29 protein-coding genes are annotated in these 25,735 nt (G+C 34.3%); 15 read left to right on the top strand and 14 right to left on the bottom strand.

The genetic code is table 11. The features are described from left to right. Positions 1 to 11 precede the first annotated feature (11 nt). The 8 genes from carA to HCAN_RS07930 are packed head-to-tail and all read right to left on the bottom strand — an operon-like array spanning position 12 to position 6,452. The gene (carA, locus tag HCAN_RS07965) at positions 12 to 1,154 is read right to left on the bottom strand and encodes a glutamine-hydrolyzing carbamoyl-phosphate synthase small subunit (protein WP_006656189.1); all 1,143 of its coding nucleotides are present in this window, start codon (positions 1,152 to 1,154) and stop codon (positions 12 to 14) included. Further along, positions 1,154 to 1,705, bottom strand: a complete 552-nt coding sequence (locus tag HCAN_RS07960) for a DUF507 family protein (RefSeq protein ID WP_006656190.1) — start codon at positions 1,703 to 1,705, stop codon at positions 1,154 to 1,156. The genes carA and HCAN_RS07960 overlap by 1 nt, the downstream gene beginning before the upstream one ends. 53 nt (positions 1,706 to 1,758) lie before the next feature. Beyond that, positions 1,759 to 2,367, bottom strand: a complete 609-nt coding sequence (bioD, locus tag HCAN_RS07955) for a dethiobiotin synthase (protein WP_006656191.1) — start codon at positions 2,365 to 2,367, stop codon at positions 1,759 to 1,761. Next, the gene (locus HCAN_RS07950; RefSeq protein WP_006656192.1) at positions 2,367 to 3,728 is read right to left on the bottom strand and encodes an L-serine ammonia-lyase; all 1,362 of its coding nucleotides are present in this window, start codon (positions 3,726 to 3,728) and stop codon (positions 2,367 to 2,369) included. The genes bioD and HCAN_RS07950 overlap by 1 nt, the downstream gene beginning before the upstream one ends. A 7-nt stretch (positions 3,729 to 3,735) precedes the next feature. Beyond that, entirely contained in the window at positions 3,736 to 4,995 is a 1,260-nt protein-coding gene (locus HCAN_RS07945) for an SLC5/6 family protein (protein ID WP_006656998.1), read from the bottom strand. A 49-nt stretch (positions 4,996 to 5,044) separates the two neighbouring features. Then, positions 5,045 to 5,425: a hypothetical protein gene (locus tag HCAN_RS07940; RefSeq protein WP_006656997.1), complete on the bottom strand. Its 381-nt coding sequence runs from the start codon at positions 5,423 to 5,425 to the stop codon at positions 5,045 to 5,047. Next, positions 5,422 to 6,228: a PulJ/GspJ family protein gene (locus tag HCAN_RS07935; protein WP_006656194.1), complete on the bottom strand. Its 807-nt coding sequence runs from the start codon at positions 6,226 to 6,228 to the stop codon at positions 5,422 to 5,424. The genes HCAN_RS07940 and HCAN_RS07935 overlap by 4 nt, the downstream gene beginning before the upstream one ends. Next, a complete protein-coding gene (locus HCAN_RS07930; protein WP_006656195.1) occupies positions 6,225 to 6,452 on the bottom strand; it encodes a hypothetical protein in 228 nt (75 codons plus the stop codon). Before HCAN_RS07930 ends, HCAN_RS07935 begins: the two co-directional genes overlap by 4 nt. A 96-nt stretch (positions 6,453 to 6,548) precedes the next feature. Between HCAN_RS07930 and HCAN_RS07925 the strand changes: the two genes are divergently transcribed. From HCAN_RS07925 to bcp, 14 genes are all read left to right on the top strand, one after another. Next, positions 6,549 to 7,613: a hypothetical protein gene (locus HCAN_RS07925; RefSeq protein WP_006656196.1), complete on the top strand. Its 1,065-nt coding sequence runs from the start codon at positions 6,549 to 6,551 to the stop codon at positions 7,611 to 7,613. Further along, positions 7,610 to 8,152, top strand: coding sequence for a coiled-coil domain-containing protein (locus HCAN_RS07920; RefSeq protein WP_006656197.1), 543 nt, complete (start codon positions 7,610 to 7,612; stop codon positions 8,150 to 8,152). The genes HCAN_RS07925 and HCAN_RS07920 overlap by 4 nt, the downstream gene beginning before the upstream one ends. Then, positions 8,149 to 8,406: a hypothetical protein gene (locus HCAN_RS07915; protein WP_006656198.1), complete on the top strand. Its 258-nt coding sequence runs from the start codon at positions 8,149 to 8,151 to the stop codon at positions 8,404 to 8,406. Before HCAN_RS07920 ends, HCAN_RS07915 begins: the two co-directional genes overlap by 4 nt. After that, a complete protein-coding gene (mshL, locus tag HCAN_RS07910) occupies positions 8,403 to 9,893 on the top strand; it encodes a pilus (MSHA type) biogenesis protein MshL (RefSeq protein ID WP_006656996.1) in 1,491 nt (496 codons plus the stop codon). The genes HCAN_RS07915 and mshL overlap by 4 nt, the downstream gene beginning before the upstream one ends. Continuing rightward, positions 9,894 to 10,553, top strand: coding sequence for an SH3 domain-containing protein (locus HCAN_RS07905; protein WP_006656200.1), 660 nt, complete (start codon positions 9,894 to 9,896; stop codon positions 10,551 to 10,553). After that, positions 10,550 to 12,058, top strand: a complete 1,509-nt coding sequence (locus tag HCAN_RS07900; protein WP_006656201.1) for a GspE/PulE family protein — start codon at positions 10,550 to 10,552, stop codon at positions 12,056 to 12,058. Before HCAN_RS07905 ends, HCAN_RS07900 begins: the two co-directional genes overlap by 4 nt. Then, positions 12,058 to 13,254 (top strand): type II secretion system F family protein, encoded by a 1,197-nt coding sequence (locus tag HCAN_RS07895; protein WP_006656202.1) that lies wholly within the window; start codon positions 12,058 to 12,060, stop codon positions 13,252 to 13,254. Before HCAN_RS07900 ends, HCAN_RS07895 begins: the two co-directional genes overlap by 1 nt. A 72-nt stretch (positions 13,255 to 13,326) precedes the next feature. Next, positions 13,327 to 14,055 (top strand): thioredoxin domain-containing protein, encoded by a 729-nt coding sequence (locus HCAN_RS07890; protein ID WP_006656203.1) that lies wholly within the window; start codon positions 13,327 to 13,329, stop codon positions 14,053 to 14,055. Then, positions 14,045 to 15,172, top strand: coding sequence for an MlaE family ABC transporter permease (locus HCAN_RS07885; RefSeq protein WP_231232576.1), 1,128 nt, complete (start codon positions 14,045 to 14,047; stop codon positions 15,170 to 15,172). The genes HCAN_RS07890 and HCAN_RS07885 overlap by 11 nt, the downstream gene beginning before the upstream one ends. After that, the gene (locus HCAN_RS07880) at positions 15,173 to 15,904 is read left to right on the top strand and encodes an ABC transporter ATP-binding protein (protein ID WP_006656205.1); all 732 of its coding nucleotides are present in this window, start codon (positions 15,173 to 15,175) and stop codon (positions 15,902 to 15,904) included. 9 nt (positions 15,905 to 15,913) lie between these two features. Beyond that, on the top strand, positions 15,914 to 16,711 hold the full coding sequence (locus HCAN_RS07875; protein WP_006656206.1) for an MlaD family protein: 798 nt from the start codon (positions 15,914 to 15,916) through the stop codon (positions 16,709 to 16,711). Positions 16,712 to 16,720: 9 nt separating this feature from the next. After that, positions 16,721 to 17,272: an ABC-type transport auxiliary lipoprotein family protein gene (locus HCAN_RS07870; RefSeq protein WP_006656207.1), complete on the top strand. Its 552-nt coding sequence runs from the start codon at positions 16,721 to 16,723 to the stop codon at positions 17,270 to 17,272. 11 nt (positions 17,273 to 17,283) lie between these two features. Continuing rightward, positions 17,284 to 17,619, top strand: a complete 336-nt coding sequence (locus HCAN_RS07865) for a dihydroneopterin aldolase (RefSeq protein WP_006656208.1) — start codon at positions 17,284 to 17,286, stop codon at positions 17,617 to 17,619. A 25-nt stretch (positions 17,620 to 17,644) separates the two neighbouring features. Further along, complete coding sequence (gene bcp, locus HCAN_RS07860) at positions 17,645 to 18,124, top strand: thioredoxin-dependent thiol peroxidase (RefSeq protein ID WP_006656209.1); 480 nt, start codon at positions 17,645 to 17,647, stop codon at positions 18,122 to 18,124. Here the strand turns inward: bcp and HCAN_RS07855 are convergent. From HCAN_RS07855 to HCAN_RS07835, 5 genes are read right to left on the bottom strand one after another with little or no spacing between them, the layout of a single operon-like run. Further along, the gene (locus tag HCAN_RS07855; protein WP_006656210.1) at positions 18,113 to 18,352 is read right to left on the bottom strand and encodes a DUF2443 domain-containing protein; all 240 of its coding nucleotides are present in this window, start codon (positions 18,350 to 18,352) and stop codon (positions 18,113 to 18,115) included. The two genes, bcp and HCAN_RS07855, sit on opposite strands and share 12 nt — an antisense overlap. 59 nt (positions 18,353 to 18,411) lie before the next feature. Beyond that, positions 18,412 to 19,401, bottom strand: coding sequence for a tRNA lysidine(34) synthetase TilS (gene tilS, locus HCAN_RS07850; RefSeq protein WP_006656211.1), 990 nt, complete (start codon positions 19,399 to 19,401; stop codon positions 18,412 to 18,414). Continuing rightward, entirely contained in the window at positions 19,388 to 20,719 is a 1,332-nt protein-coding gene (gene rimO / locus HCAN_RS07845; protein WP_006656995.1) for a 30S ribosomal protein S12 methylthiotransferase RimO, read from the bottom strand. Before rimO ends, tilS begins: the two co-directional genes overlap by 14 nt. Before the next feature lies 1 nt (position 20,720). Then, on the bottom strand, positions 20,721 to 21,296 hold the full coding sequence (gene ruvA / locus HCAN_RS07840; protein ID WP_006656213.1) for a Holliday junction branch migration protein RuvA: 576 nt from the start codon (positions 21,294 to 21,296) through the stop codon (positions 20,721 to 20,723). Between the two features lie 8 nt (positions 21,297 to 21,304). After that, positions 21,305 to 23,092, bottom strand: a complete 1,788-nt coding sequence (locus HCAN_RS07835) for a FapA family protein (RefSeq protein WP_006656214.1) — start codon at positions 23,090 to 23,092, stop codon at positions 21,305 to 21,307. Between the two features lie 83 nt (positions 23,093 to 23,175). Here HCAN_RS07835 and murJ point away from each other — a divergent pair, with 83 nt between their 5' ends. Continuing rightward, a complete protein-coding gene (murJ, locus tag HCAN_RS07830; RefSeq protein ID WP_006656215.1) occupies positions 23,176 to 24,585 on the top strand; it encodes a murein biosynthesis integral membrane protein MurJ in 1,410 nt (469 codons plus the stop codon). A gap of 166 nt (positions 24,586 to 24,751) precedes the next feature. On the opposite strand, the gene HCAN_RS07825 is transcribed toward murJ, so the two are convergent. Continuing rightward, positions 24,752 to 25,675, bottom strand: a complete 924-nt coding sequence (locus HCAN_RS07825) for a radical SAM protein (protein WP_006656217.1) — start codon at positions 25,673 to 25,675, stop codon at positions 24,752 to 24,754. Between the last annotated feature and the right edge of the window lie 60 nt (positions 25,676 to 25,735).

Genomic DNA, 25,735 nt, shown 5'->3' with positions numbered 1-25,735 from the left:
TTTAAAGCCTTTTAGGCTTTAGATTCTTCTATTAATTTTGCAAACTCACTAAAAAGCGCTGTAGATTCAGAAGGTCCAGGTCCTGCTTCTGGGTGGTGCTGAAGCGAACAAATAAGAGCATTTTTGTATCTTAAACCTTCAATTGTTCCATCAAAGAGATTGCGATGAGTAACTTCTGCGATTTCTTGAATAGATTCTGGCACGGAATAATTGTGATTTTGGGCTGTAATTTCTACTTGATTGGTGAGCAGATTTTTGACAGGGTGATTACCTCCGTGATGTCCAAACTTTAGCTTGTGTGTAGGATAGCCTTGTGCTAAAGAGAGCAGTTGGTGTCCTAGACAAATGGCAAAAATTGGAATTTTTGCTTCAATGAGTTTTTTGATTTGAGCGACTTCTTGATCTAAAACTTGTGGATCTCCTGGTCCATTAGATAAAAATATCCCATCAAATTCTTTATTGCTATAGCGTTTGATAAGCGATTCTGCATCAAAGCAATGTGGAATCACCTCTACGCTAAATCCTGCATTCACAAGCTCCCTTAGAATGCTTTTTTTAATTCCAAAGTCAATGGCGAGAATCTTTTTGGTGGTTATTGGTTTTGAAAAATTCATAAGATTAAAGTCAAACCGCCCTTCATTATGTGTATAGTTTTCTTTGGTGCTTACTTCTTTGATATAGTTAATAGCTTCGATTCTTGGGGAAGATTCAAGGATTTTTTTGAGTTCATTTTTATCTGAAATTTCTGTGGAAGCTATCATCATCATTGCTCCCTGTTTTCTTATGGTTTGCGTTAGCATTCTTGTATCTAATCCGCAAATTCCCATACAATCATATTGTTGTAAAAATTGCCCTAAGCTTTCTGTTGCACGAAAATTAGAATAAAAAGTATTATAATTATGGCACAAAATGCCTTTAGCAAAGATACTATGGCTTTCTGTGTCTTTTGGATTTGCACCAACAATTCCAATTTCTGGCATTGTAAAGCAAATAAACTGCCCAGCATAGCTTGGATCAGTGGTGATCTCTTGGTAGCCAGTCATTGAGGTATTAAAGACGAGTTCGCCTGTTGCTGTCTTGTTTGCACCAAAGCTTTTTGCTTCAAAAAACATTCCATTTTCTAAATAAATCCAAGCGTTTTTTAAGGTTTGCATTATAGGAATCCTTTCTTTTTGAGTTCCTCTTGATAAAGTCTGTCAAAGATTAAATCATATTCTTCAGAGCCAAAAACAATTTTGCGTTTATAATTGCTAATTTTTTCATTAACAACATCTTCTATTTCATTGTAGATTTTGATATAGCCATCAATGGCTTTAAAAATAACATTTTTTACGCGTGTTTCAGAGGTAGAATATTCAATTAAATCTTCTTCATAAAGTTCATCAAGTATTTTGTGTGCAAGGTGATTGTAGCGATCTTCCCAATTTAAAATAAAACCTTCATTTTCGGCAAGCTTATGTTTGATTTTCCAAAAGAGCTGGTGTTCATCAGCTCGCATAAATTCAATTTCATCAAGATTTTCTTCTAAAATTTCTCTTGCTTTTTCTTCGATTTTCATTTCTTCTTTGATATCTTCTTCAATAAAGTTTTGTGCCACTTTGCTAATGCCTTCTATTCCGTGTAAAAGACTAACAAATCCGCAGTTTGATAAATCGAGTGCTATTTTGTTTCCAATATAAGGTGCGTGTGGGAGTCTAAGCTTCATTGTGTAACCTTAAATAATTTTTCTGTAATTTTAGCGTTTTCTCTCTTAAAATATCACTTTGAGTTTAAGATTCCATTTTTTTTGAGCGAATTTTTAAGGTTTTGGGCTTTGGTTTGGAAGTCGTTAGTGTAGGTGGGGAAATGGGCAATTTTAATAGAGCTATAATTTTGAATAAACCAATCCATTTGGGGATTTTGTTCCCCAGAGATGATAAGTCCTAGAAGCTCAATATTCCTTTGTTTGAGTGCTTCAATGCTTAGTAAGATATGATTGATTCCGCCTAGATAATAGCTTCCCACTAAAAGTGTTGGAAAATGATATTTTTGGAGATAATCAATCATACACACGCAAGAATCTAAAGGCGTAAAAAGCCCACCAGCACTTTCAATTAAGAGATGATTGGAGGGAGGTAAGGGGATTTCTAGCCCATTGTATTGTATATTTTCTTTTTGCATTGCAATATGTGGGCTTGCAGGAGTTTGAAGAAGAATGCCTTGTGGGTGGATTTTGGTTTGAGGGCTTAGAGTTTGAATCTTTTGGCTATCTGTTGGGATTCCAGCTTGGACTAATTTAAAATATTCAAACCCAAAAGCATAACACAATGCAGCACTTACAGAAGTTTTTCCTACATCAGTATGACTGCCACAAATAAAAAGTTGCATTAGCACACACTTTTGCTAAGCGTTTTGGCAAGTCCGCCAAGAGCAGTTTCGCGATATTTTGCATTCATATCTTTGCCAGTTTGATACATAGTTGCAATCACATTATCTAAGCTAACTACAGGATGGCTTTTGCGTGTCATTGCCATTCGTGCAGCACTAATGGCTTTAATCGCGCCAAAGGCATTGCGTTCAATGCAAGGAATTTGCACAAGCCCAAAAGCAGGATCGCAAGTTAGCCCTAAATGATGTTCCATAGCAATTTCAGCAGCATTGCAAGCTTGTTGTATGTTTCCGCCTAGAATCGTAGTCATTGCAGCAGCTGCCATAGAGCTAGCCGAACCAATTTCTGCTTGACAACCTGCTTCAGCACCACTAATACTTGCATTTTTCTTATAAAGTGAACCAATCATCATTGCAGAGAGTAAAAAATCTACAGCCAAAGCATCGCTAAAACCGACACTATGATTCTTAAGATAGAGCATCACGCTAGGAATAACCGCACAAGCTCCATTGGTAGGGGCGGTAACTACTCTGCCTCCCCCTGCATTTTCTTCAGCAATGGCGATTGCATAAAGGCTAATATAATCTAAAATTCCAAAGGGATCTGTGGTGGGATGAATTCTTTCATAAAGCCCTTTTGCGCGTCTGTGTAAATGCAAAGGACCAGGTAAAATCAAACTTTTTGGGTGGCAACCTTGATAAAATGATTCTTGCATTACTTCCCATATTTCTATGCAGTATTCTCTAATTTCCTCTTTAGTGTGGAATTGTTTTTCATAAAGCATAGAAATTTCGGCAAGATTTTTTCGGCGTTTATTGGCTTCTTGGATGAGTTCTTTGGCGTTATTGATTTCAAGTTTTTGTTGTATTGTTTTAGTTGTATTGCGATTTTGCATTTGTTCTTGGGTTTTGATGAAGCCTCCGCCTATGGAATAATATCTTTCTTTAAAGAGAATCTCTCCTTTTTCATCAAGGGCAGAAAATTCCATTGCATTTTCGTGTAAAGGTAGAAACTCATTGCAAAAGTGAATATTTTTTTCATAGATAAAAGAAATTTTTCTTTCTCCGCCCAATTTGAGCGTTTTATTTTCCATAACTTCTTTAAGAATCTCTTCTTGCAAAGAAGGACTTATGGTTTTTGGATTAATTCCGCTTAATCCCCAAATTAACGCTTTGTCGCTTAAATGCCCTTTGCCTGTTAAGCTTAAAGAACCAAAAAGTGTGGCATTGACTTGATTAGTCTTTTGGAGAAGTGTTTTTTCTTTTAGGGTTTCACAAAAAGCATTGGCAGCTAAAATAGGTCCAAGTGTATGTGAGGATGAAGGACCTACGCCAATTTTAAAAATATTTAAATTGCTCATTTAATTCCTAAAAAAGAGTATAAACAACGCTAGAGATTGTCAAAATACCTGTAATGGTAACAAAAAGATCTAAGGCAGGATTCTTGTATTTTTTGAGCTTACTTACACTCCAAATAGCAATCATTGGCATAATAAATAAAATCATCGCAATGATAGGACCACCTAGGCTTTCAATAAAGTTTAGAATACTAGGATTAAGATAGGCAACAGCAATGATGGTAACATACATAAAGAGTGTGCTAAAAACTTTGATTGCTTTAAGGTTTGGATTCTCATTGCCAGACATTTTAATGGCTTTGCGTAAAATACCATTTAAGCCTTCATATGCCCCAAAATAATGTCCAAAAAATGAAGTTACAATGGCTAAAAAAGCTACAACTGGCGCACCATAAGCGATAAAAGGCACATTAAGTTTGTTGGCAAAATAAGATAGAATAGGAATATTGGCATCTCTTGCTGCTTGAAAATCTGTAGCATCTAAACATAGAATGCAAGAAAAAACAAAAAACATCACAAAAATTAAGAGCATTGCAGAGGTTCTAAAGAGAATTTGATTAGCTTTTCGTTCGGAATTTTCTCCATATTCTCTACGCACACTTAGGGTAAAAGTGGAGATAGCTGGGGAATGGTTAAAAGAAAAAACAAGCACAGGGAGAGTTAGCCAAACCACTTCAATAAAATCTTTTAGATTTGGAGTAGTTTGGATAATTTCTAATTTCCAATGTGGAATAAGATAGAAAGAAAAAGCAAAAAGCACGAGGCAAAGTGGATAAACTAAGAAGTTACAAGCCTTGGTTATGGTTTTTTCTTTAAGTAGCATAATTGCCATCATAGCACTAACTAAAACAATGGTTAAAACTAATCTCACAGCAGGATAAAGTTGCATAGTTTGAGGATCATAAAGGCTTGTGAGTTGTAGTTGATTAACAAAGAAACTAGCAAAGGTGTTGGTAATTCCAACTCCATAAGCAAGGCAAATAGGATAAATGGCAAAAAAATACAAAATGGTAATAAAAAAGCTTGTATTTCTCCCCCAATATTCTTCAGCTGCGTGAGTAATATCGTGATCAACACTTTGTGTTTCATTGACAAAGCGACTTAAAGCACGGTGTGAAAGCCATACCATAGGAAAAATAAGAATAGTCATTGCCACAACAGGCCAAAATCCTCCCGTTCCTGCGCGTATGGGTAGAAATAAGATTCCTGCCCCAACGGCTGTCCCAAAAAGAGAAAGCATCCATCTTGTATCAAATTGTGTCCATTTCATAAGAAAATCCTTAAAATTTTAATTTAATTTTTCAATCAAGCTAACTTTATTAAAAAGTATCTAAATATAAAATAAAATCTCTCCGCAATGAGCAAGGTTGTAGAGAAAAGAGACATTGACCAAAAATATCTACAAAATAAATAGAGTTTTTTTCTAAATTAGAATCAAATTTTTTAATAATGGCTTGATAATGAAATTTTTCATTAATCGTCATTGAAAATTCTGTAAAATTTGAAATTATAAGGCTTTTATCTTGAATCTTACTTTTGATTATTTCTTTAAAAGAAATGAAATGCAAGGCTAGGTATTTTGTTTGTGTATGTTTTGTCTGCAGATCTTCTTGCAAACTTTCTTGTTTGAGTGAAATCCATAGAATCATCGCCCCTAAAATAATAAAAACAATAAGCGGAAGCAATACAAAAGCTCTCATAAAGTCTCTTTTGTAATAAAATCTTCTAAGCAGAGTTCTTGGTTGTTTGCATCTTTGGTGCAGAGTTTTAAAAGGATTCCAAAATCACTTGTGGAGATGAAAAATGAATCAAGATTTTCAAAGAGAATGTGAGTTTTATCTTGGGTTTGGAGAGAAATTTTATCCCTAAAGTCTAAAATATAAGGTGTTTGTAGAAAATAAACTTTGGGCAATAAAGTAAGATTTTGTGTGGTAGATTCTAAGAATTTTGGGATAGTGGTTTGCAGTGCGTTGGCGTTGAGGTTTAGGATTTCTGCGGTATATTTTTGCGAATAAAAATCCTCTGGAAAAACAAAATTTTCTGTGACAAAAAGGGCGTATAGTTTGTTGTGATAAACTTTGCAGTTTTGATTTAAAAAATGAATAAAATCAGTCTTGATAGCTAGGAATTCCACATTTAAAGTGGAATTGATTTGTAGGGTTTTGGGGTTGAAGATTCCGTGCAAACAAGGCAAACTATAATCCCCAATCAAAAGCAATTCTTGTGTTTTTGGATAGAAAATTAAGCTTTTATTTTTGAGATTAATGGGGTTTTGGCTTATTTTTTCATTTGGAATTATTTTGAGGCTTGGTTGGATTGAATCTTGTAGGATTTTTTTGATTTGCAAAAGAGCATTAAGGCTTTGGAGTTTGGTTTCTAATTTTTGTTGAGAGAGGGTGTGAAGTTCGTAAGTTTTTAGTAGCGAAGAGCTGCTTAGCACAACAATGATTCCTAAGATTCCAAGGGCGATAGTGATTTCAATTAAACTAAAAGCTTTTTTCATTTTGTGGCATTAACTTCATAAAAATAAAGCGATTCGGGGATATTGGATTGGAAAAGGCACAAGGTGTTAGTATTGTTACAAAAAGTTACTTTTTGAAGTTCTAAAGCTTGGGATTGGGTTTGGATATTTTTTAATGAAGTGCTTTGAAGTAGGGCGATTATAAGAATGCTTACAACAGAAATAAAAAGAATAATCTCTAATAAACTAAAGGCTCTTTTTGACATTTTGATCCCCAAAAACAAAAAAGTTAAAAATTTTTTAAATATCTTTAAGTATTATTGATAAAATAAATAAAAAAATCAATAAAAAAGCGAAAAGTAATGCAGTTTTTTTCAAATAAGGCAATGGTTTTTTATCCCCTTGTTATCAAGGAGTATGATGAAGAAAACCTTTACGACTTTTTGGAAGATAAGATTTGCAAGATCTTAAATTTAAGGAGAGATTGCGAATACTTTTTGCGCTATTTTTATGATAAAGATTGTTTTTATTGTTTGCTTATAAACAAAGAAGTTTTATTGCAAGACATCAAGGATTCTAGAGAGTTTTTAACTCATCCCGCTTTTTTGGCTTATGGATTAGTCAATCAAGAGCGACAATTTATTTTAATGCTACATTTTTGTGAGAAATTAGAAATTACTTTGGTGGGATATTTTAGGGGGCAAATTACTTTTTTGCAAAGTTTTAATGATTTGCAAGATTCTTTGGAAAAATCTCAAGAAATTTTTCACAATTATCCAAGTGCAAATTTTTATTTTTGGGACACGCAGGGGCAAACTCAAGAAGAATCTTTGGGGGCTTTGATAAAATGGGAGATTTTAAGTCCAAAACTTGAAGAATTGACTTTAGAAGAATCGTGGAATTTTAACCCCTTAGAAAAACCCATTCCATTTTGGAAGCAAAAGATCGGAATAATTTTGCTTAGTGGAGTTGCTGGAGTGATTTGTGGGCTTTTGTATCCTTTGTTTTTAAGCATTTTGGTGTTTTTTGAAAGCAAGAATCACGAGAATTTAAAAGCGCAAATTGGAAATCAAAATAAAACGCTACAAGCCCAAATGCAAAATTACACAATGCTACAAAAAGAGAGTGTGGCTTTGCAAGAAAAATATGAAATTTTAAAACAATCTTTTAGAGATAATGAGCAATTTTTGCAAAAATTTTTACATACTCATCCTAGAATCACACAATTTTTTGACAAAATTAATCCACTCTTAGAGTTACAAAGAATCAAAATCGCTTATTTTTATTCCAAGCAAGATGTTTTTGAAATTTTATTTGTGGGTGCTAATGTTATGGAGTTTTTGGAGCAGTTGGAGAAAAATCATTCTGTGTCTTTGGAGAGTTTAGAGGAGATTGGAGGATTTTACTTTGTAAGGGTTAAGGTGTGAGAATCACACTCCAAAAAATAGAAGAATTTTTGCTAAAAAGAACTTTGCGTGAGAGAATCTTGGTTGCTATTTTTTTGTTTGTGAGTTGTTTTTGGATTGTGTTTGTAGTGACTTTTTCAAAGATTCAAGAATCATTTCATCAAGCAAAAGCTAAAACTTTGGCAATGGAGAAAGAATTAGAAAAATTGCAAGGAAAACAGGCAATTCCTATTGTGAATAATGAGGCATTACAGAAAAAAATTAAAGAGTTGGAATTTTTAATTTTAGAGCAGAATCAGAAAAAAGAAAGATTGCAAGGAAAATTTCAAAACCTCTTTGTTTTAAAAGAATTGGGAAGCAAGCTAGAATCTTTTTTTATTGCAAGAGAATCGGATAAGTTTTTAGTTAGTGGGAGTGGAGATTTTGAGAGTATTTTTGGATTTTTGAGAAAAATAGAAGCATTGCAGACTTTTTTAACAGAGAGTTTTTTGGTTTATCCCAATCAACAGGGATTGGATTTTTTTATGACATTAAAAACCCTTCAAGATGAAAAGCGATGAAGCAAGTTTTGGTTGTGTTTTGTTTGGGGGTATTTGCTTGGTGTTATGATCCATTTTTTTATGAAGAATTGGATTTTAGACTTTTAGGAGTTATGCCCAATAAAGTAAATTTAAATGGCAAATGGCTAAGGCTTGGGGAAGAATTTGAGAGTTTTGTTGTGAGTGAAATTGGCAAGAAATGCGTAGTGCTAAAAAATAAAAAAAGAGAGGATTTGAGAGAAGTTTGTCTGGTAAAAGAGAGGAAATTTTTGTGATTTTTTTGAAATTTGTTTTTTATTTTTGGGTGATAAGCTTTGGTTTTTTACAGGCTTGTGAGAATCGAGTATTTGATTTAGAGTTGCAAGATTTTGGAGTTAAGATTTATGAGGTTTTGGGAGAGTTTGCAAACGAGTGTTCTTTTAGTGTGGTATTAGGTGATGAAGCAGTAAAGGAGCATTTGAATAGAGAATTAACAATGGTTAATTTTAAGGGAAAAGATTTGAATTTTGTGTTTGATTTGCTCTTTAAACAAGCAGATTTGCATTATGTTTATAGCAATGATGTTTTGCTGCTTAAAAGCAAGGAGACTAAAACCTATAAAATCAACTATGTTAGCACCAATCGAGTAGGTATTAGCAACACTTCAGTTTCTATTAATCACGAGGATAATTCTTCTAGGTATTCTAGCTATGTCAGTTCTACAGAAGATTCACAAGCGACAAGTAAATCGGGGATTAATATTACTAGTGAAGATGGGTTTAATTTTTGGGAGACTATTGAGGGAGAGATATTGGGGATTTTGGGACAAAAAGAAAATGATTCTAGGGTTGTGCTTAATAAGGGAGCAGGGCTTATTAGTGTGCGAGGTAGCAAAAGGGAATTAGAGAGGGTAGAATCATATATTCAGAGTTTGCACCAAAGATTGCAAAAGCAAGTCTTGATTGATGTGCATATTTTAAGTATCACTCATAATAACACTAACACCACAGGCATTAATTGGGATGAGCTTTATAATCTACAAAATTTAATAATTCCAGCATTTGGAGAGGGGGCGAGTTTTGGTGGAAATGGAGAAGTTGGGAATACAAGTGGGATAAATATTGTAGGGCAAAAGGGTGTGAGTAATTTGCATTATGGAATCAATATTTTTTCGCAAGGCTTAAGCCTTAATCGAATTATTGAATTTTTAGAATCTTATGGCAAAGTTGAATCAATTTCTAATCCAAAAGTTTTGACGCTTAATAATCAACCCGCTATGATTAGCGTGGGGGATATTTTGCGCTATCAAAAAAACACCATTTATCAAAATACAAACGCTCAAACAACGCTTACTAATACCGATAATGAATATCCAAGCCTTTTTGCGGGGGTTTTATTGGATATTACTCCACTTGTTTTTGGAGAGGAAATTATGCTAAAAATCAATCCTTCCATTACTAAAACCAAAGAGAATCGCACCGAGATTCCTAATACTGCTTTTGAAACTCCACCAAATTTGACGACTAATCAGCTCTCTTCAATTGTGAGTGTGAAAAATAATCAAAAGGTTATTTTGGGAGGATTGATTTCTAAAAATTTTGCAACTAAGGAAAATAAAATACCTATTTTAGGGAGTATTCCCTTGATTAAGCCACTCTTTTCTTACTCTCAAGAGGTAGAAAATACAGAAGAGATTGTTTTTATCATTGAGCCAAAAATTATCCAAGCACAAGATAGTATTAGTCTAGAAGCACTTGGATATAGTCTTATTAAGGAGGAATAAATGCTGAAATTTGCCTTGCTTTGTATGATGATGGGTGGAATTTTAATCTTTTTTGCTAAAGATAGGAATTCTCATTTAGAATCAAAATCTATCCAAAAGCCTTGTTTTTATGTCCAAGCTAGTGGGCTAAACTTAAGAGAGAAACCAACGATTGAAGCAGATATTCAAGGGAGGTTGGAATATAATGCAAAGATCTGCGAATACTCTAAAATGGAAAATGGATTTTTGAAGATTTCTGGTGGTTGGGTGTTTGCAGAATATTTGTCCTTGAATCCGCCACTCCCTAAAAAGCCCATTTTAACACCACAAAAAGAAACTATGACAAAAATATCTCAAGAAACATTGCCCCAAGCCAAATTGCCACAAGAAAAAAGCAAAAAAATTATTCTTGCAAGTCGCCCCAAAGAAGTAAAAGAGGATTGGTTGGATCAGGCAAGAGAATTTTTAGCCAAAGAAAATTATCAAGCTGCCAAAACTCTTGCATTAAAAGCAAACCAAGAGAATCCACAGAATCTAGGGAGTTGGGAAGTTTTTGCAAAGGGATTGTATTTGGAGGGTAAAAAAGTAGAGGCTATAGAAGTTTTAGAGTATGTTTTACAAACTTATTATGATGAAAAATTAGCATTATTGTTAGAGAAAATGCAAGGCAATAAGATTTGAAAGAGTTTTTTGAAAGTGATTTGGATTCCCTTTCTTTAGAAGAAGAGGATTTGCTTTTTGAGAAGTTAGCAAAAGAGCTTGGCTTGGAGCTATTTAAGCTTGGTGCCATTAAAAAAGAAGTGGCATTTCTCTTAAGTTTAGATCAAATGAAATATTTTGAAGCCATTATTATAAAAAAAGAAGAGAAAATTTTGCTCATTGCCTTAAAAAATCCTTTTGAGAAGTCTTATCAAGAAACTCTGAAAATGATTTTTTCTAACTTTTCTATCGTGTTTGGTTTAATTAAAAATAGAGATTTTAAGGCAGCGATTTCTTGGCTTGAGCGAGAGGAGTTATTGCAGAATCTTTTAGAGAGGATTCCAAATGAAATTGCCAAAGATTCTAAAGAGGAAAATTCTAGTATTTTAGAGTTTTTAAAGCTTATTTTGCAAGAGGCTGTTTATAAGGGTGCAAGTGATGTGCATTTTGAGAGAGACTTTGAGACTTTGAGGATTCGCCTTAGAATCGATGGGGTTTTGGTGGAGTATTTGAGTTTGGAATCTTGGCTTTTAAATCCGCTAAGTTCGTGTATTAAGCTACTTTCTCATCTCAATATCACAGAGACTAGAATCCCGCAAGATGGAAGGTTTTCACTAAGCATAGAGCTAAAAAACAAAGCCTTTAAGGACTTTGATTTTCGCATTTCCACACTTCCTTTAATTGAGGGAGAATCCATAGTGCTTCGAATCCTAGATAAGCAAAAAACACTGATGCCTTTAGAGGCTTTGGGGTTTTCATCTAATGAGCTAGAAAAAATCACCAATCTTTTTAATTTGCCCTATGGTTTAGTTTTTATTACTGGACCAACAGGAAGCGGAAAAAGCACAACAATGTATGGAATCTTAAATATCTTAAAAGAGAGAAATCTTAAAATCATTACGCTTGAAGATCCTGTGGAGTATCGGCTAAGGCATATTTCTCAAGTGGCAATAGGTTCTAAGATTAATTTTGCGTCGATTTTAAGAAATGTCCTAAGGCAAGATCCTGATGTTATTATTCTAGGCGAAGTGCGAGATAAAGAGACATTGCAAATTGCGATTCAAGCGGCATTTACTGGGCATTTAGTTTTTGCAACATTGCACACTAATGATTCACTAGATACGATTGTGCGTTTGTTGGATATGGGGCTAGAGCCATATTTTATTTCCCAAGCCCTAAGTGGAATCATTGCCCAAAGATTGCTAAGGAAGCTTTGTAGGCATTGTCGAGAATCTCAAAATGGAGTCTTTGTCTCAAAGGGTTGTGAAATGTGTAATTACACGGGTTATAGTGGGCGTGAAGTGGTTGCGGAGATTTTATGTATGGATAAGGATTTAGAGGATTTTATTGCCCAAAAAATTACCAAAACAGAAATTTTAGAAAAAATCCTTGCTAATAATGAAAATTTTACTTTAGAAAAAAAGGCACTCAATAAAGTTAAAAAGGGCATCACAGATCTTAAAGAAGTGTATAAGGTGATTAAATAATGCCTTCTTTTGTGGTTAAATACAAAAAGGGTGGCAAGATTTATGAGCAAAAATTTAATGCTCCCAATAAAAAAGCACTCGAAGAAACTCTACAAAAAAAGAAAGTTTTGGTTTTGGCGATAGATTATAAAGCAAGTTGGTTAGATTATTTTTTCTTGCAAAAGCCTAAGATAAAAGAAATTTCTAACGCATTTTATCAGCTAAAATTTGGACTAAAAGCCAATTTACCACTAAAAGATTTATTAGAAAGTATTCAAAAATACGCTAAGAATAATTATCTAAAAATGCAGTTTTTAAAGGTTTCTAATTCGCTTCATCAAGGTAAGGAATTGGCTGATTGTTTTAAGGATGCGGGTTTTTCAGATTTTATTTGTGCGATGATTGGGATAGGGCAAAAAAGCGGAAGATTGGTAGAATCTGTGGAGTTTATTTTGCTAGATTTGCAAAATAGGCAAAAAAATCACAAGCTTTTAAGAAAGATTCTGTTTTATCCGCTTTTTATGGTTTGTGTTATGGTTTTGGTTTTTTTAGGTATCACGCTTTTTGTGTTGCCACAATTTGAAAGCTTGTTTGCTAGTCTTGATACATCTCTGCCTTTGGCTAGTCAAAGTTTGCTTTTTATGAGAGTTTTGGTTTTAAATTATGGGATTTTGATTGTTGGTGCATCGATTTTAGGATTATGGCTTTTGAGAAAGCTTTATTGTGTAAATAAGAAATTTCAAGCAAAAATATCAAAATGGCTTTTAAAGATACCTTTTTTGGGGAGAGTGTTATATTTTTATCAAACTTCGCAGTTTTTATTGTGTTTTTATTGGCTTTATAAAAGCGATTTGGAGTTAAAAATGGTTTTGGATATTGCAACAAAGTCATTAAGCAATGCTTATCTTAAAGAAAGATTGCAAGAGATTTATCCTAGTCTTATGCGTGGGGCTTTGATTGCAGATAGTTTTGAGGGCAGTGGAGTTTGGGATTCGCTAAGCATGCAATTACTCCATAGTGCCAAGGATCAAGCTGGATTCTTGGAAGCCTTGGAGGTGGTTTTGGCATTGCATCAAGAGGAATTGCAGAGTAAAAGTGAGAGTTTATTGGCAATGATGGAGCCTTTGATGGTTTTTGTGCTTGGGATTCTTGTGTTGTGGTTAGCACTTGGTATCTTTTTACCACTTTGGGAATTACCGATGCAAATTAAAGGATAATTAAATTAGTTTTTTAGGGGCTTTTTTAGGTTTTCTTTGTATAATGATTAACAAAAAATACAAGGAATGTTAATGAAAAAAATTATTGCCATTTTGGCTTGTGGTTTGACTTTTGCAAGTGCTGCTTTAGAAGAGAATTTTAAAAAAAGTATTAAAGATATGACGGATGTTGAGGTGGAAGTGGAGTTCAAAAAAGAGCTTGTTAGTTTTCCTTCAATGTATTTTGTAATTGGTAAAACAAAAGGTGGAGATATTTTCCCTGTGATTGTGAGTAAAGAGGGTGAATATTTTATTGGATTAAGCAATGTTTTAAAGCTTAGCAATGTGGATACGCAAATGATGCAAGAAGCTTTAAATCAAGCGCAAAAAGAGAAAGAAGCTAGAGATTCTAAGGTTTTAAAGGAACTTTTTAGTGGCTTTAAAGAGAGTGATTTCTTGTATTTAAAAGGAGCAAGTGAGAATCTCCCTACTAAGATTGTAGTTTCTGATCCAGATTGTCCTTATTGTCGTGAGCATTTAAAGGGTATTGACCAAGAATTAAAAGAGGCTAATATTAAAATTATTTTTGCCCCAATTCACGAAAAGGAAGCCTTTATCAAATCTCAACTTATTATGAGTGAAGCAGCTAAATTAAAAAAAGATGACACAAAAGGAAAAGTTGCAATTTTGAATAAATATTTTAAAGATATCGCTTTGAGTAATAAGGAATTAAAGACAGATTATTCGCAAATTACTCGCAATACAGAGAAAGTTTTTAAAAGTGGAGTGATTAAAGGCGTTCCTTTTATTTATGAAGAGTAAAATGACACCAACATTAGAAATTATAGACAATGATATTTATATTCTAAAATTAAGCGGACTTTGGGATTATAAAATCCCAAAATCATTGCTTTTAAGACTTGATTCTATAAAATTGACTAATGTTAAGATTAAAATTGAATTGGCTGAAAATTTTGATTTGGATTTTTGTGGCGGAGAGATTTTGGAGCGGTGGATTCTTGCCCTAGAATCAAAAAATATTGTTTTAGAGAACGCTTTAAAAAATCACTCTAAAAGTCAGCAAATTTTTCAGATTCTTGCAACTCGAAAAAATCCCCTAAAACAAGATATGGTTCAAGATTTTATTAAATTGCATTGGGATAGTTTTCAAATTATCAAGGGTTTTTTCAAAGATTCTCTTATGGCAATTGGATTTTTTGGAGAGATTCTTTATGCTTGGTTTTCAAGTCTTTTACAGCCTAAAAACATTCGCTTAAAAGCAACTTTGTATTGCATTCAAGAATCGCTAGTAAAAGCGATTGGAATCGTAGCATTGGCTTGTTTTTTAATTGGGATTGTGATTGCCTATCAAGGTTCGATTCAGTTAGGGCAATTTGGGGCAAGTATTTTGATTGTTGAGATGAGTTCTATGCTAACTTTGCGAGAAATGGCACCAATTATTACAGCAATTATCATTGCAGGGCGGAGTGCATCTGCTTTTAGTGCAGAGATTGGAATGATGAGGGCAACTCAAGAAATTGATGCAATGCGTGTTATGGGATTTGATCCAATTACCTTTTTGGTTTTGCCTCGTATGTTGGCACTTTGTTTGGTTTTGCCTTTGGTGGTTTTTATTGCTGATTTGTTTGGGCTTTTGGGGGCTATGTTGGTGTGTCAATTACAGCTTGGAATTGGCACTGAGCAGTTTGTGGAGCGATTTTTGCAGGTGGTGGATATGCGGCATTTTTGGGTAGGGATCGCTAAAGCTCCATTTTTTGGCTTGATTATTTCTTTTGTTGGTTGTTTTCACGGATTTATTGTGGCTAAGGATACGCGTAGTATTGGAGTGCATACGACTAAGAGTGTGGTGGAATCCATTTTTTTGGTGATTGCTTTTGATGCGCTTTGTTCGGTGGTTTTTACAGAGATGGGCTGGTAAATGGAGAGTTTAATACAAATTAAAAATCTTTGCACGGGATATGGCAAGAATATTATTCACGATGGAGTGAGCTTTGAAGTATATTCTCGCGATATTTTTGCACTTTTGGGGGGTAGTGGGAGCGGTAAAAGCACACTTTTAAATACAATGATTTTTCTTAAAAAACCTATTAGTGGAGAAGTTAGGATTTTGGGTAAAGAAATTTGGGGGTTGGATGCTAAAGAAACTTTAGCGATGAAATTAAATTTTGGAGTGTTGTTTCAATTTGGAGCGTTATTTAGCTCTCTTAATGTATTAGATAATCTTACTTTGCCTTTGTGCGAATACACAAAATTTGACAAACAAGACAGAGAGAATTTGGCGTATTTTTGGCTAACAAGAGTAGGGTTGAATCCTGAAGTTGCTAGGCTTTATCCTAGTGAGTTAAGCGGAGGAATGGTGAAACGCGTTGGTTTAGCTAGAGCCTTAAGTCTTAGCCCAAAGATTCTTTTTTTGGATGAACCAACAAGCGGATTAGATCCTAAGAGTGCAAGGCATTTTGATGCACTCATTAAAGAGCTTAGAGATTTGCTTGGAATTAGTATTGTAATGGTAACGCACGATATGGAGAGTGTTAAGGGGGTTGTGGATAGAATGGTGGTTTTAAAGGATAAAAAAGTTTTTTTTCAAGGCAGTTTAGAAGAGCTAAGAGCCCAAACTAATTCGCTAGATTTATTTTTGTATCAAATTTAAGGGAAGAGAATGGAGACACGATTAAATTATGTATTACTTGGAGTATTTTTTATCGCGGTTCTGTTGGCTTTAGCGGGATTTATTTTTTGGATGGGTAAATACGATAGAAATCTAAGCGAATATAATGAGTATTATATTTATAATAAAGAGCTTCCTAATGGCATTAGAGTAGAAACTCCTGTGAAATATTTAGGATTGCCCGTTGGGTTTGTTAGGCATTATCAATTAAGCGGAAATGAAGTGGAGATTGTGGTGTGGGTTCAAAAGGAAATTATACTAAATGAAGGTAGTAAAGTAGCGGTGCAATCACAAGGCTTAACAGGTGGTAATTTTTTAACTCTAATTCAAGGAAAAGGTAAGCCTTTTAGTCAATCACAAAAGGCAATTTTGGGTTTTAAGGAAAATTGGATTGAGCAGGTGAGTTCTAAGGCTGAGAATGTAATGGCACAATTAGAAACGAGTTTGGAGCGGTTTAATCAATTACTTAATGATAAGAATCTTGGAAATATTGAAATGGGTTTGCAGAATTTTGCTAATGTGTCTAGTGAGCTTTACTGGGTGCTAAAAGATGCTAGAGCAGAGATTAGAAATATTGGGGAAGTGAGGGCAAGATTGGATGAAGATTTAAAACAAGGGGATTATAATTTAAGATTGATTTTGACCCCTTTGTTATTTAATTTAGAGCAAAATTCTAAGTCTTTACAAAAAATTTTGCAAGAAGGCAATGAAATTTTGGATGATTTTAGGGATTCGCCTAGTGGTTTTTTGTTTCATTCAACTAAACAAAAACTCGGACCTCGCGAATAAAGGAGTGCAATGAAAATAAGATTAAAAAATATTATTTTAGGAATTATTTTGGGGGTAATCTTTAGTGGTTGTATTAGCAAAGAGGTTTTGCCTGTGAGTTATTATCAATTGGAAATTCCTTATAAGGAAGTGAATTGTAAAAGTATTCAAGTTTATCATTGGTTGGGTGTCGAGGCGGTAGAAAAAATCAATACACAGAAAATTGCTTATAGGCAATCACCTAATGAGGTTGCCTATTTTGCAAAGAATCAATGGATAGAATCTTTACCTGATATGCTTGATTCTTTAATGTTAAAAGCAGCTCACCAAAGTTGTATAAATTTGGTAGAAAGTAAGGATTTGGCAAGAGATTCTCTGAAGCTGTATGTGCTAGATTTTTCTTATGATGAGGTTTCTAATCGTGTGCTTTTTGAGGCAAAGTTACAAAAAAATGCCAAAGTTTCAAAGACTTTATGGATTTATCGCGATGAAGTAGTGCCAGAGGGAGATTTTCAAGAGATTATTAAAACAATGAATGCAGTAATCTTGGATGGATATTTTCAAGCTTTTTTGCAAATGTAGAGTAAATTTATATGGAATATGTGATTTTTTTAGAAGATTGGATTTTGGAGGTTGTGATTGGGATTTTACCTTTTGAGAGGGAAAAGAGGCAAAAGATTAAGCTAGAAGGGGAGTTTTGCTATTTTAAGAATCAAGGGGAATCTTTTTTGGATTATCGTGAGTTAAGGGAGTTTTTTAAAGAGGCTTTTTTGAATGAATTTGGGCTATTAGAAGAAGCCTTAGAGTATTTTTCTAAAGAGATTCCAAAGCGATTTTCGCAGATTCAAAGCTATAAAATTACTATCACTAAATTAGAGATTTTTGAAGATTGTAAAGTAGCGATGCAAATTAGTCATAAAATTTGTTAGAATCACAAAAAAATAAAGGAATAGTATGGAATTATCAATCAATGCTCAAGCCCCTAATTTTAGTTTGCCCAATCAAGATAATGCTGAAATTTCTTTGCAAGATTTTGGTGGAAGTTGGGTAATTTTGTATTTTTATCCTAAAGACAAAACGCCAGGTTGCACCAAAGAAGCTTGTGATTTTCGGGATAATTTGTCGGAATTAAATGATTTAAGTGCGGTTGTTTTGGGTATTAGTCCTGATAGTGTCAAATCTCATCAAAGCTTTATAGAAAAAGAGAAATTGAATTTTACATTGCTAAGCGATACTAGCAAAAATGTTTTAAAAGCTTATGGGGCTTGGGGTCCAAAGAAGCTTTATGGTAAAGAATATGAGGGGGTTATTCGATCAACTTTTATTATTAATCCTCAAGGAAAAATTGCATTTATTTGGAAAAATGTCAAGGTAAAAGGACATATTGAAGCAATCAAAGAGAAATTAAAAGAATTGCAAAACTTACCAAGTTAGCACTTCTTTTTTGATTTTATTGAGACTATCAATGGCTTCTTTGAGCTTGGAGACTTCTTCATCGATTTGTTGGAGATTCCACATATCTAGTGAGGGTGGCATATCTTGAGAGCCACGCTTTATCATAACATAATCCACAAAAGAAATTTTAGCCAATCTTAGGAGAAATTCTATTTCGGCTTGTGCTTCTTCGATTTTTTTTAGCAGAGAATCAATTCGTTCAAACATTGTTGCCTTTCTTTTTTGGTTGATAATTAGATTTTAGCATTTTTTGGTTTATAGAAATTTTAGAATAAGGTAAAATCAATCAATCCCTTTTTGGCTAAAAAGAAGCGAAATTTTTTTGGGATTTTATTTTTGCGGAAAGTTTCCTTTTGGGCTTTGGTGAGTTTATAATGCGTGTAGGGAAAAATACAGATTTGATTTTGGGATTTTTCTAGGGCGATTTTGCCGCCTAAAACGATAGAAAATTCTTGTTGAGTTAGGTGGGTTTGGCATTGCTGTTTTTGGATTTTGCTTAGGCAGTAGCCTAGTTTCTTGGAAGCCTTGTCGATATAATAGAGACTAAGGGCATTGTGTTTAAAGACAAAAAAACCTCCTAAGTCTTCTAAATCTGTCTTGGAATGCTCTTTTGCAAGGAGTTCTAGGCTAAATTGAATTCCGCCTTGGAAATTTTGAATGAGAGGGTTGGCAAAATATTTTCTAAAATAATTTCGCTTATAGGCGGTATCTGCATTGCTAGAATCTTCAAAATAAAAGATTTTATGGGTTTGCAAATACATTTGAAGCGTGATTCTTGGTAGAAAAATCATAGGGCGGAGAATGTAGCAGGTTTTTTGATTTTGTTTCCAAAAGAGGCTTTTGGGGGGTATTTGCATATTTTCTATACTAGTTCCTTTGCAAAATTGCATTAAAAACCATTCTAAATTATCATTGAGTTGGTGGGCTAAAATAAGATTTTGATAGGAATTTTGAGAGACTAAAGAGGTAAAAAAATCATAACGAATCGCCCTTGCATTTGCTTCAAAGTTTTTATTGATTTTTGGAGCTTTGAGTGTGTAGCATTGTTTGTTATCCCAAAAGCAGAGTGTTTTTGCTCTTGAGATTTCTAGGTGTGATTGTTGTCTTATTCCATAATCCACTATTGCTATATCAAAGGCAATTCCATAGCTTTTAAGCAGAAAATAAAGTGCTGTTGAATCTAATCCCCCTGAAAAAGCAAGGAGATTTTTTGCACCTTTTAATTCTTCTAAAAATTCTAATTTAGGCTTTTCCAATCACGCAACCTAAAATATCTTCCCCTGCGATTTCGGTGATTTTTACTTTGTAATAACCACTTGTGATTTCTTCATCAATGGTTTTGTCATTAATTAAAATTTCCCCATCAATTTCAGGGGCAAATCTTAACTCACGCCCAGCATAGAAAAATTCGTGTTCTTTGGATTTGCCCTCAATAAGTGCTGTAACTTCTGCACCTTTTAATTTTTTAAGATTTTGTTGGTATTGGCTTGTAAAGATTTTATTGATTTTCTTTAACCTTGAATGAATTGTTTTGCTAGGGATTTGTTCCATTGTGGCACTTTTTGTTCCTTCTTCTTTGGAGTAAGCAAAGAAATTGATTCGATCAAAAGAAAAATTTTCTATTAATTGACAAAGTTCTTCAAATTCTTCTTCTCCCTCACCAGGATGCCCTAAAATAAAGCTAGTTCTAACAAAGCTATTTGGAGCTTTTCGCATCATTTCTAATAGCTCCATAAATTCTCCATTCCTACCCATAGTCTTAAGCACTTTTTGGGAGGCATGTTGCAAGGGCATATCAAAGTAATTGTGAAAAATTGGCGAATCAATGATTTTTTGAATAAGCTTTTTAGAGGTGGTGGCAGGGTAGAGATAAAGGATTCTCGCACTTTTAATATTCACTCCCTCTTTAGCTAAATCTTCAATGCCACTAATAAGCTCCACTAGTCCATCTTTAATCCCTAAGTCGCGTAAATAAGAGCTAGAATCTTGAGAAATAAAGGTAAAATCACTATAGCCTTGAGAGGCAAGATTGCGCACTTCTTTTAGAGTGGATTCAAGTGTGCGTGAATGCAATTTGCCCTTAAAGCTTGGAATAGCACAAAAGCTGCATTTTTGATTACAGCCCTCTGAGAGTTTGATGTAAGCGTGTATTTTTGATCCACTAATGATTCGCTTGTTGGTTTCATCTGCCAAAAAGACTCCCTTTGCATTAGAGAGGATTTTCTCTCCTTTTTGGCGTTCTTCTATCATTTTGTCAATCTTGTCATAATCTCCCACGCCAGTGATAATATCAAGTTCAGGAATCTCTTCTTTTAATTCCTTAGCATAGCGTTCGCTAAGACAGCCACTAGCTACTAGAATTGCCCCTTGTTTTTTTGTTTCTAGGGCTTCTAGTAGCGTTTGGATACTTTCTTTTTTTGCTGCTTCGATGAATCCACAAGTATTGACAATAACCACATCGGCTTCATTGATTTCTTGTGTGTTTTCATATTCGCTAAGTTTGCCTAGCATAACCTCACTATCAACGAGATTTTTAGTGCAACCTAATGAAATAAGATGAAGTTTTTTTTGCATTTTATAAACCTTGTATTTTTTTAAGTGCGGCTTTAACCATTTGCCCCACCTCATTTTTTTCTAAACCTTTAATGGCTTTTTGAATAATATCATTTTTATAGCCTAGCGATTCAAGGGCTAGAATAACTTGATTATAATCTGAATCTTTGTGATTTGTCTCATTTTGGCTTAGCTCTAGCGACCAGCCAGAGAGTTCTACTAGGATTCTCCCTGCACTTTTTGGACCAATTCCGGGCACTCTTTGCATGGATTTAATGTCATTGCCCTCTACCACTTTAGCAAAAGTTTGTGGTGTGTAGGTAGAGAGAATCGCCATAGCAACTTTGGGACCTACGCCATTAATTTTAATGAGTGTATCAAAGAGTTTTTTTTCACTAGATTCTAAAAAGCCAAAGAGATTTTGTACGTCTTCGCGAATAATGTGTGTGGTTAGCAGCGTAATAGAATCGCCTTTGTTTTGAGTGATTTGATTACTTGTTTGTAAAGAGATAAAAACTTCATAGACAACTCCAGTGCAATTGATTGCTATTTTAGTGGGTTCTTTGGCGAAGATTTTTCCTTCTAGGGCAATAATCATTTTGTCTCCTATAAAACTAAATGGATTTTATCATTTTTAAAAATAACTTTTGAGGGCTCTCCCATTTTAGGGATTAGCATAAATTCTTTTTTGGGAGAGTAGAAAACATAATGAATTTCATTGTATCCCACCCAACCACTTTGCACGACAATAGTGCCATCTTTAGTGGCAGAATCAAGCCTGTTTAAAGCGTTATAGGCTTGTTTTGAGAGCTCGCTTAGAGTATTGATTTTTGCTCTTTTTTCTTTGAGTGCGATTACTCGTGTGTGGTATTCTTCAAATTTGGCAAGCAAATAGCTTGGAGGATTTGTATTGGTGTTTTTGTAATGGATTAGAATCTTTCGCATTTCATCGGCAGTATTTTTGATTTTTTGCAGTTCTAAACTTTCAACTTTTAGCTCTTTGGTGAGCAAAATAGCTTCTTTAATTGAAGAATCTTTTTGGTCTAAAAGCTTTTGGTATAGTGCCTTGTTCTCTAGGCTATAATTAGCAGCGATATAGAATCGGTTTTCGCCCTTTTGCATAAGGGAAACTTCAATGCTTTTAGTAGCGTATAAAAAGGCGTTTGAATGTAGGGTTTGGATAATGATTTCTTCTGCATAAATTTTGCCTCCATACATTTGTTCCACTTCTACCCTTTGGGCTTCAATGATTCCAGTCTCTAAAGTTTTTATTTTGACATTTTTGGCTTGGAGATAACCTTTGTGGTTTTTGATAGTGGCTGTTGTGGCATAGATTTTAGAATCTTGATGTGTGAATCCTCCGATAAAAACTTCATTGGCATTAATTTGTGCATTGGCTCCGACATTGCCTTGGATATTGATTTTGGAGGCTTGGACTTTCATACCCTGTCCAAGTGCTTCTTTGAGTGAATCAGTTTCAGTGATATTGATTTCTGTCCCACTTTCAATCTTGCCAATAAGTGATCCAGTGGTTTTGAGATTGACCTCTTTAGTTTCTAGGGTATTTTCTATATAGAGATAGTTGTCTTCGTATTTTAAAATTCCTCCAATTGCAGTAAGATAGCGAATCTCTAGGGGAGTTTCTACAGGTTTAATGCTATCAGGATCAAATTTAAGTGTGCAGGGCTGATCAAGGGTTTTTGGATTTTCAGGAATAATATATTCGCCACGGATATTTCTGCCAGGCTTTCCTTTGGTGGCTTTGTGAAAGATGCAAATGATTTCATTGGCTATAAGCGTTTGGAAATTTTGAGTTACTTCTTTTTTGAATTCAAGCGAACTCTCACTTGGTGGAATGTAGCCAAAGCTTTGAGAGAGTAGATAATTAACTTCTTGTTTTAGCGGGTATTCTAAAGTATTTAAAAACCCTTTTAAAGCCTTCTTTTCTTCCTCTTCTTTGAAAAATAAAATGCGATTCCACGCCTTGAATTTTTTGATTTGGAGATAGAGATTTTCAAATTCTTGTGGGTTAAACACAAATCCTGCACGAAACACTAAAAAAGCTTGAGAAAAAGATTTATCAGTGAGCATATGGAATCGAGTTTCTTTCTTTTCTTTTTTGAAAATAAGAATGGAGTAGCGTTGAGAGATAATAAGATTAGGCTCTAAGAGATTGTTATAATGACTTAAAAAACTATCGGTTTCGCTTTCTTTTAGCGGTTGGGGAGAGTAATCGTAAGTTTTTTTGACATAGGTTGTGATTCCGCGTAATTCAAAATCAAGCGAATCTAAATTGCAATTTAATTGAGAGGCAATTTGTTTAAAAGCAAATTTAATATCCTCGCATTCATTGATATAATAAGGTCTAAATGAGTTTAAATCTTTTTTTAACATATTCTAAAAGCTTTTTATGTAAAAATATTGCCCTATTTTATCAAAAACCCCATAAGAAAAAGATTACATAAAGAGAATGACAAATGTTTTTAAGAGCTTTTTTAACTAATAGCAGTGGAATCTTAACTTCAAGAATCTTAGGATTTATCCGGGATTTAATGACAGCTAGCACTCTTGGAGCTGGGATTTATAGCGATATTTTTTTTGTAGCTTTTAAATTGCCTAATCTTTTTAGGAGAATTTTTGGTGAAGGGGCATTCAATCAAGCTTTTTTGCCTAGTTTTTTTCAAGCACGATTCCGCGGTGGATTTGCTTTAAAGATTCTTGCAGTTTTTTGCGGAATCTTATTTGTTTTATCAATGCTAGTTTGGGGCTTTCAAAAAGAAGTTACTAAGGTTTTGGCTTATGGGTTTAGTGATGAGAATATCGTGCTTGCAGCACCTTTGGTAGCGATTAATTTTTGGTATTTACTTTTGGTTTTTGTGGTAACTTTTTTGGGGGCAATGTTACAATATAAGCAAAATTTCACCGCGTGGGCGTATTCTCCGGCACTTTTAAATTTGGCAATGATTGTGGCTTTGTTTTTAGCACGCAATAGTCCTGCTTATGAAGCAGTTTTGTGGCTTAGTTATGGAGTTTTAGCCGGTGGAGTGGCACAGATTTTATTGCATTTTTATCCGATGTGGAGATTGAAGTTTTTTAGGCTTTTGTGTGTTGGATTTAGGGAATTAGAGAGTAAAAAAGAAGCAGTCAATGCTAGTGTGAAATCCTTTTATAAGCAATTTTTTCCTGCAATGGTTGGGAGTTCTAGTGCACAACTAGCTTCTTTTATTGATACGCTTTTGGCATCTTTTTTGACAAGTGGGTCGATTTCGTATTTGTATTATGCAAATAGAATCTTTCAGCTTCCCCTAGCGATTTTTGCCATAGCAACTTCCACAGCACTTTTTCCCTTGGTTGCTAAATATCTCAAAGAAAAGGAAGAATCAAAAGCCCTAAGGGAGCTTTCTCGTTCTTTTTGGCTTTTGTGCTTTTTGCTTGGGGCTTGTGTGATTGGCGGGGTTTTGTTGCAAAATGAAATTATTTGGCTTTTGTTTGAGAGGGGGCAGTTTGGGCGTGAGGATACGCTAGAGACAGCGGCGGTTTTTAGCGCTTATATGCTTGGGCTTTTGCCTTTTGGGCTTTCTAGAATCTTTTCTTTGTGGCTTTATTCACAAAACAAACAAGCCCTAGCAGCGAAAATCACCGCATTTTCTTTGGGTGTTGGGACAATTTGTTCGCTTGTGTTAATGCGGTTTTATGGCGCGGTTGGTTTGGCAATAGCGGGAAGTATTAGTGGTTTTTTTGTGTTTTTTCTAACCTTGCATTATTTTGGTTGGGGGAGATTTGTAGAGATTCTAAAGAAGCCTCGATGGGCTTTTTATATTTTTGTTTTATTGTCTTTGGAATCTATGCTTATTTGGCTTTTTAAATCTTATGTGTTTGCATTATGATTTTGTAGTGTGTTGATTTTTTTGAAGGTGAAAAAAGCGATCAATATAAGAATTGCACCAACTCCAAAAAGGATTAATGTAAGATCCTCGATAGAAAATAATTTATTTTTATTTGCAATCAAAAATAATTTAAGCAAGTTTATTGTAGCTCCAAAAAGGCTTAAATTTATTTATTTTTGATGCTGAAAAATTCCACTCCATTAATGTTGGTTAGAGAAAGAATCCCTTGTTGTTGTAATTCTAAAAGCCTTTGAATGCTTGTTTCATTCCACAGGCTTTGTATGTCTGCTTTACTCATAGGACGCAGGGCTAGGGTTTTTAGAATCTCATCTTTTGAGAGTTCTAAATTGTCTTTTTTGGGGCTTGTGATTCGCTTGGGTAAAAACACAGGTATGCCATAGCTTTTAAAAATTGCTTCAAAGTTTTCTAGCGATTCTTGTGAAATAGGATTAACTCTGTAAGCAGGTGGTCTATCAATACTGCCTATGTCTAGTCTTTTTAGTTGCATTGGTGCTAGGAATCTTGCCATTTTTTGCACTTCTTTTGGATCATCATTCACGCCTTTGACAAAAAGAATTTCTGCATAAAGTTCTCCGCTAAAGTCTGCACTAAATTGGTAGATTCCTTGCAAGATTTGCTCTAGGGAAATATTTTTAATGGGTCTGTCAATTTTTTTAAAGATTTCTTGGGAGATGGCATCAAGAGAGAATTTGACTTTATCAAATAGCAAACAAGCCCTAGAAACACTTAAATCCCAAAGTAAAGAGCCATTGGTTAGCAATAGGGTTTGTGTGTCGCCTTTTATGTCTTCTAGTCGCAACATTAATTCATATAAGTTAGGATAGAGTGTAGGTTCCCCATTTGCAGTAATAGTTAGGGATTGAATATTTTTAAATTTATCTAAAGCTTCTTTTATGGCAGTTAGGATGGTATCAACTTCTAAAATTTCTTGCATAGAATCTTGAGCTTTTTTACCCTCTAGTTCGCAATAGAGACAGTCATAATTGCATTGTTTAGTTTGGGGTGAGAGATCTACACCTAGCGATTCTCCAAACCTTCTTGAAGCAACGGGTCCAAAAATGATATTCATAGCTTTTCCTAATAATTAAGGGATTTTTTGAGATTATAGCATAAAGGTATTAATGTAGAT

The organism is Helicobacter canadensis MIT 98-5491 (genome assembly GCF_000162575.1).
GTDB lineage: Bacteria > Campylobacterota > Campylobacteria > Campylobacterales > Helicobacteraceae > Helicobacter_D > Helicobacter_D canadensis.
Note: the sequence above shows the minus strand (reverse complement) of the source record. Positions and strands in the feature narration are given on the sequence as shown.

Coding starts and splice junctions, on each gene's coding strand:
- HCAN_RS07960 (WP_006656190.1), bottom strand. CDS start 1,705: ATGAAGCTTAGACTCCCACACGCACCTTATATTGGAAACAAAATAGCA.
- HCAN_RS07865 (WP_006656208.1), top strand. CDS start 17,284: ATGGAATATGTGATTTTTTTAGAAGATTGGATTTTGGAGGTTGTGATT.
- HCAN_RS07885 (WP_231232576.1), top strand. CDS start 14,045: ATGAAGAGTAAAATGACACCAACATTAGAAATTATAGACAATGATATT.
- HCAN_RS07930 (WP_006656195.1), bottom strand. CDS start 6,452: ATGTCAAAAAGAGCCTTTAGTTTATTAGAGATTATTCTTTTTATTTCT.
- HCAN_RS07940 (WP_006656997.1), bottom strand. CDS start 5,425: ATGAGAGCTTTTGTATTGCTTCCGCTTATTGTTTTTATTATTTTAGGG.
- HCAN_RS07915 (WP_006656198.1), top strand. CDS start 8,149: ATGAAGCAAGTTTTGGTTGTGTTTTGTTTGGGGGTATTTGCTTGGTGT.
- carA (WP_006656189.1), bottom strand. CDS start 1,154: ATGCAAACCTTAAAAAACGCTTGGATTTATTTAGAAAATGGAATGTTT.
- rimO (WP_006656995.1), bottom strand. CDS start 20,719: ATGCAAAAAAAACTTCATCTTATTTCATTAGGTTGCACTAAAAATCTC.
- HCAN_RS07895 (WP_006656202.1), top strand. CDS start 12,058: ATGCCTTCTTTTGTGGTTAAATACAAAAAGGGTGGCAAGATTTATGAG.
- HCAN_RS07905 (WP_006656200.1), top strand. CDS start 9,894: ATGCTGAAATTTGCCTTGCTTTGTATGATGATGGGTGGAATTTTAATC.
- HCAN_RS07945 (WP_006656998.1), bottom strand. CDS start 4,995: ATGAAATGGACACAATTTGATACAAGATGGATGCTTTCTCTTTTTGGG.
- murJ (WP_006656215.1), top strand. CDS start 23,176: ATGTTTTTAAGAGCTTTTTTAACTAATAGCAGTGGAATCTTAACTTCA.
- bioD (WP_006656191.1), bottom strand. CDS start 2,367: ATGCAACTTTTTATTTGTGGCAGTCATACTGATGTAGGAAAAACTTCT.
- ruvA (WP_006656213.1), bottom strand. CDS start 21,296: ATGATTATTGCCCTAGAAGGAAAAATCTTCGCCAAAGAACCCACTAAA.
- HCAN_RS07935 (WP_006656194.1), bottom strand. CDS start 6,228: ATGAAAAAAGCTTTTAGTTTAATTGAAATCACTATCGCCCTTGGAATC.
- HCAN_RS07890 (WP_006656203.1), top strand. CDS start 13,327: ATGAAAAAAATTATTGCCATTTTGGCTTGTGGTTTGACTTTTGCAAGT.
- HCAN_RS07835 (WP_006656214.1), bottom strand. CDS start 23,092: ATGTTAAAAAAAGATTTAAACTCATTTAGACCTTATTATATCAATGAA.
- bcp (WP_006656209.1), top strand. CDS start 17,645: ATGGAATTATCAATCAATGCTCAAGCCCCTAATTTTAGTTTGCCCAAT.
- HCAN_RS07950 (WP_006656192.1), bottom strand. CDS start 3,728: ATGAGCAATTTAAATATTTTTAAAATTGGCGTAGGTCCTTCATCCTCA.
- HCAN_RS07875 (WP_006656206.1), top strand. CDS start 15,914: ATGGAGACACGATTAAATTATGTATTACTTGGAGTATTTTTTATCGCG.
- HCAN_RS07825 (WP_006656217.1), bottom strand. CDS start 25,675: ATGAATATCATTTTTGGACCCGTTGCTTCAAGAAGGTTTGGAGAATCG.
- HCAN_RS07870 (WP_006656207.1), top strand. CDS start 16,721: ATGAAAATAAGATTAAAAAATATTATTTTAGGAATTATTTTGGGGGTA.
- HCAN_RS07880 (WP_006656205.1), top strand. CDS start 15,173: ATGGAGAGTTTAATACAAATTAAAAATCTTTGCACGGGATATGGCAAG.
- HCAN_RS07855 (WP_006656210.1), bottom strand. CDS start 18,352: ATGTTTGAACGAATTGATTCTCTGCTAAAAAAAATCGAAGAAGCACAA.
- HCAN_RS07925 (WP_006656196.1), top strand. CDS start 6,549: ATGCAGTTTTTTTCAAATAAGGCAATGGTTTTTTATCCCCTTGTTATC.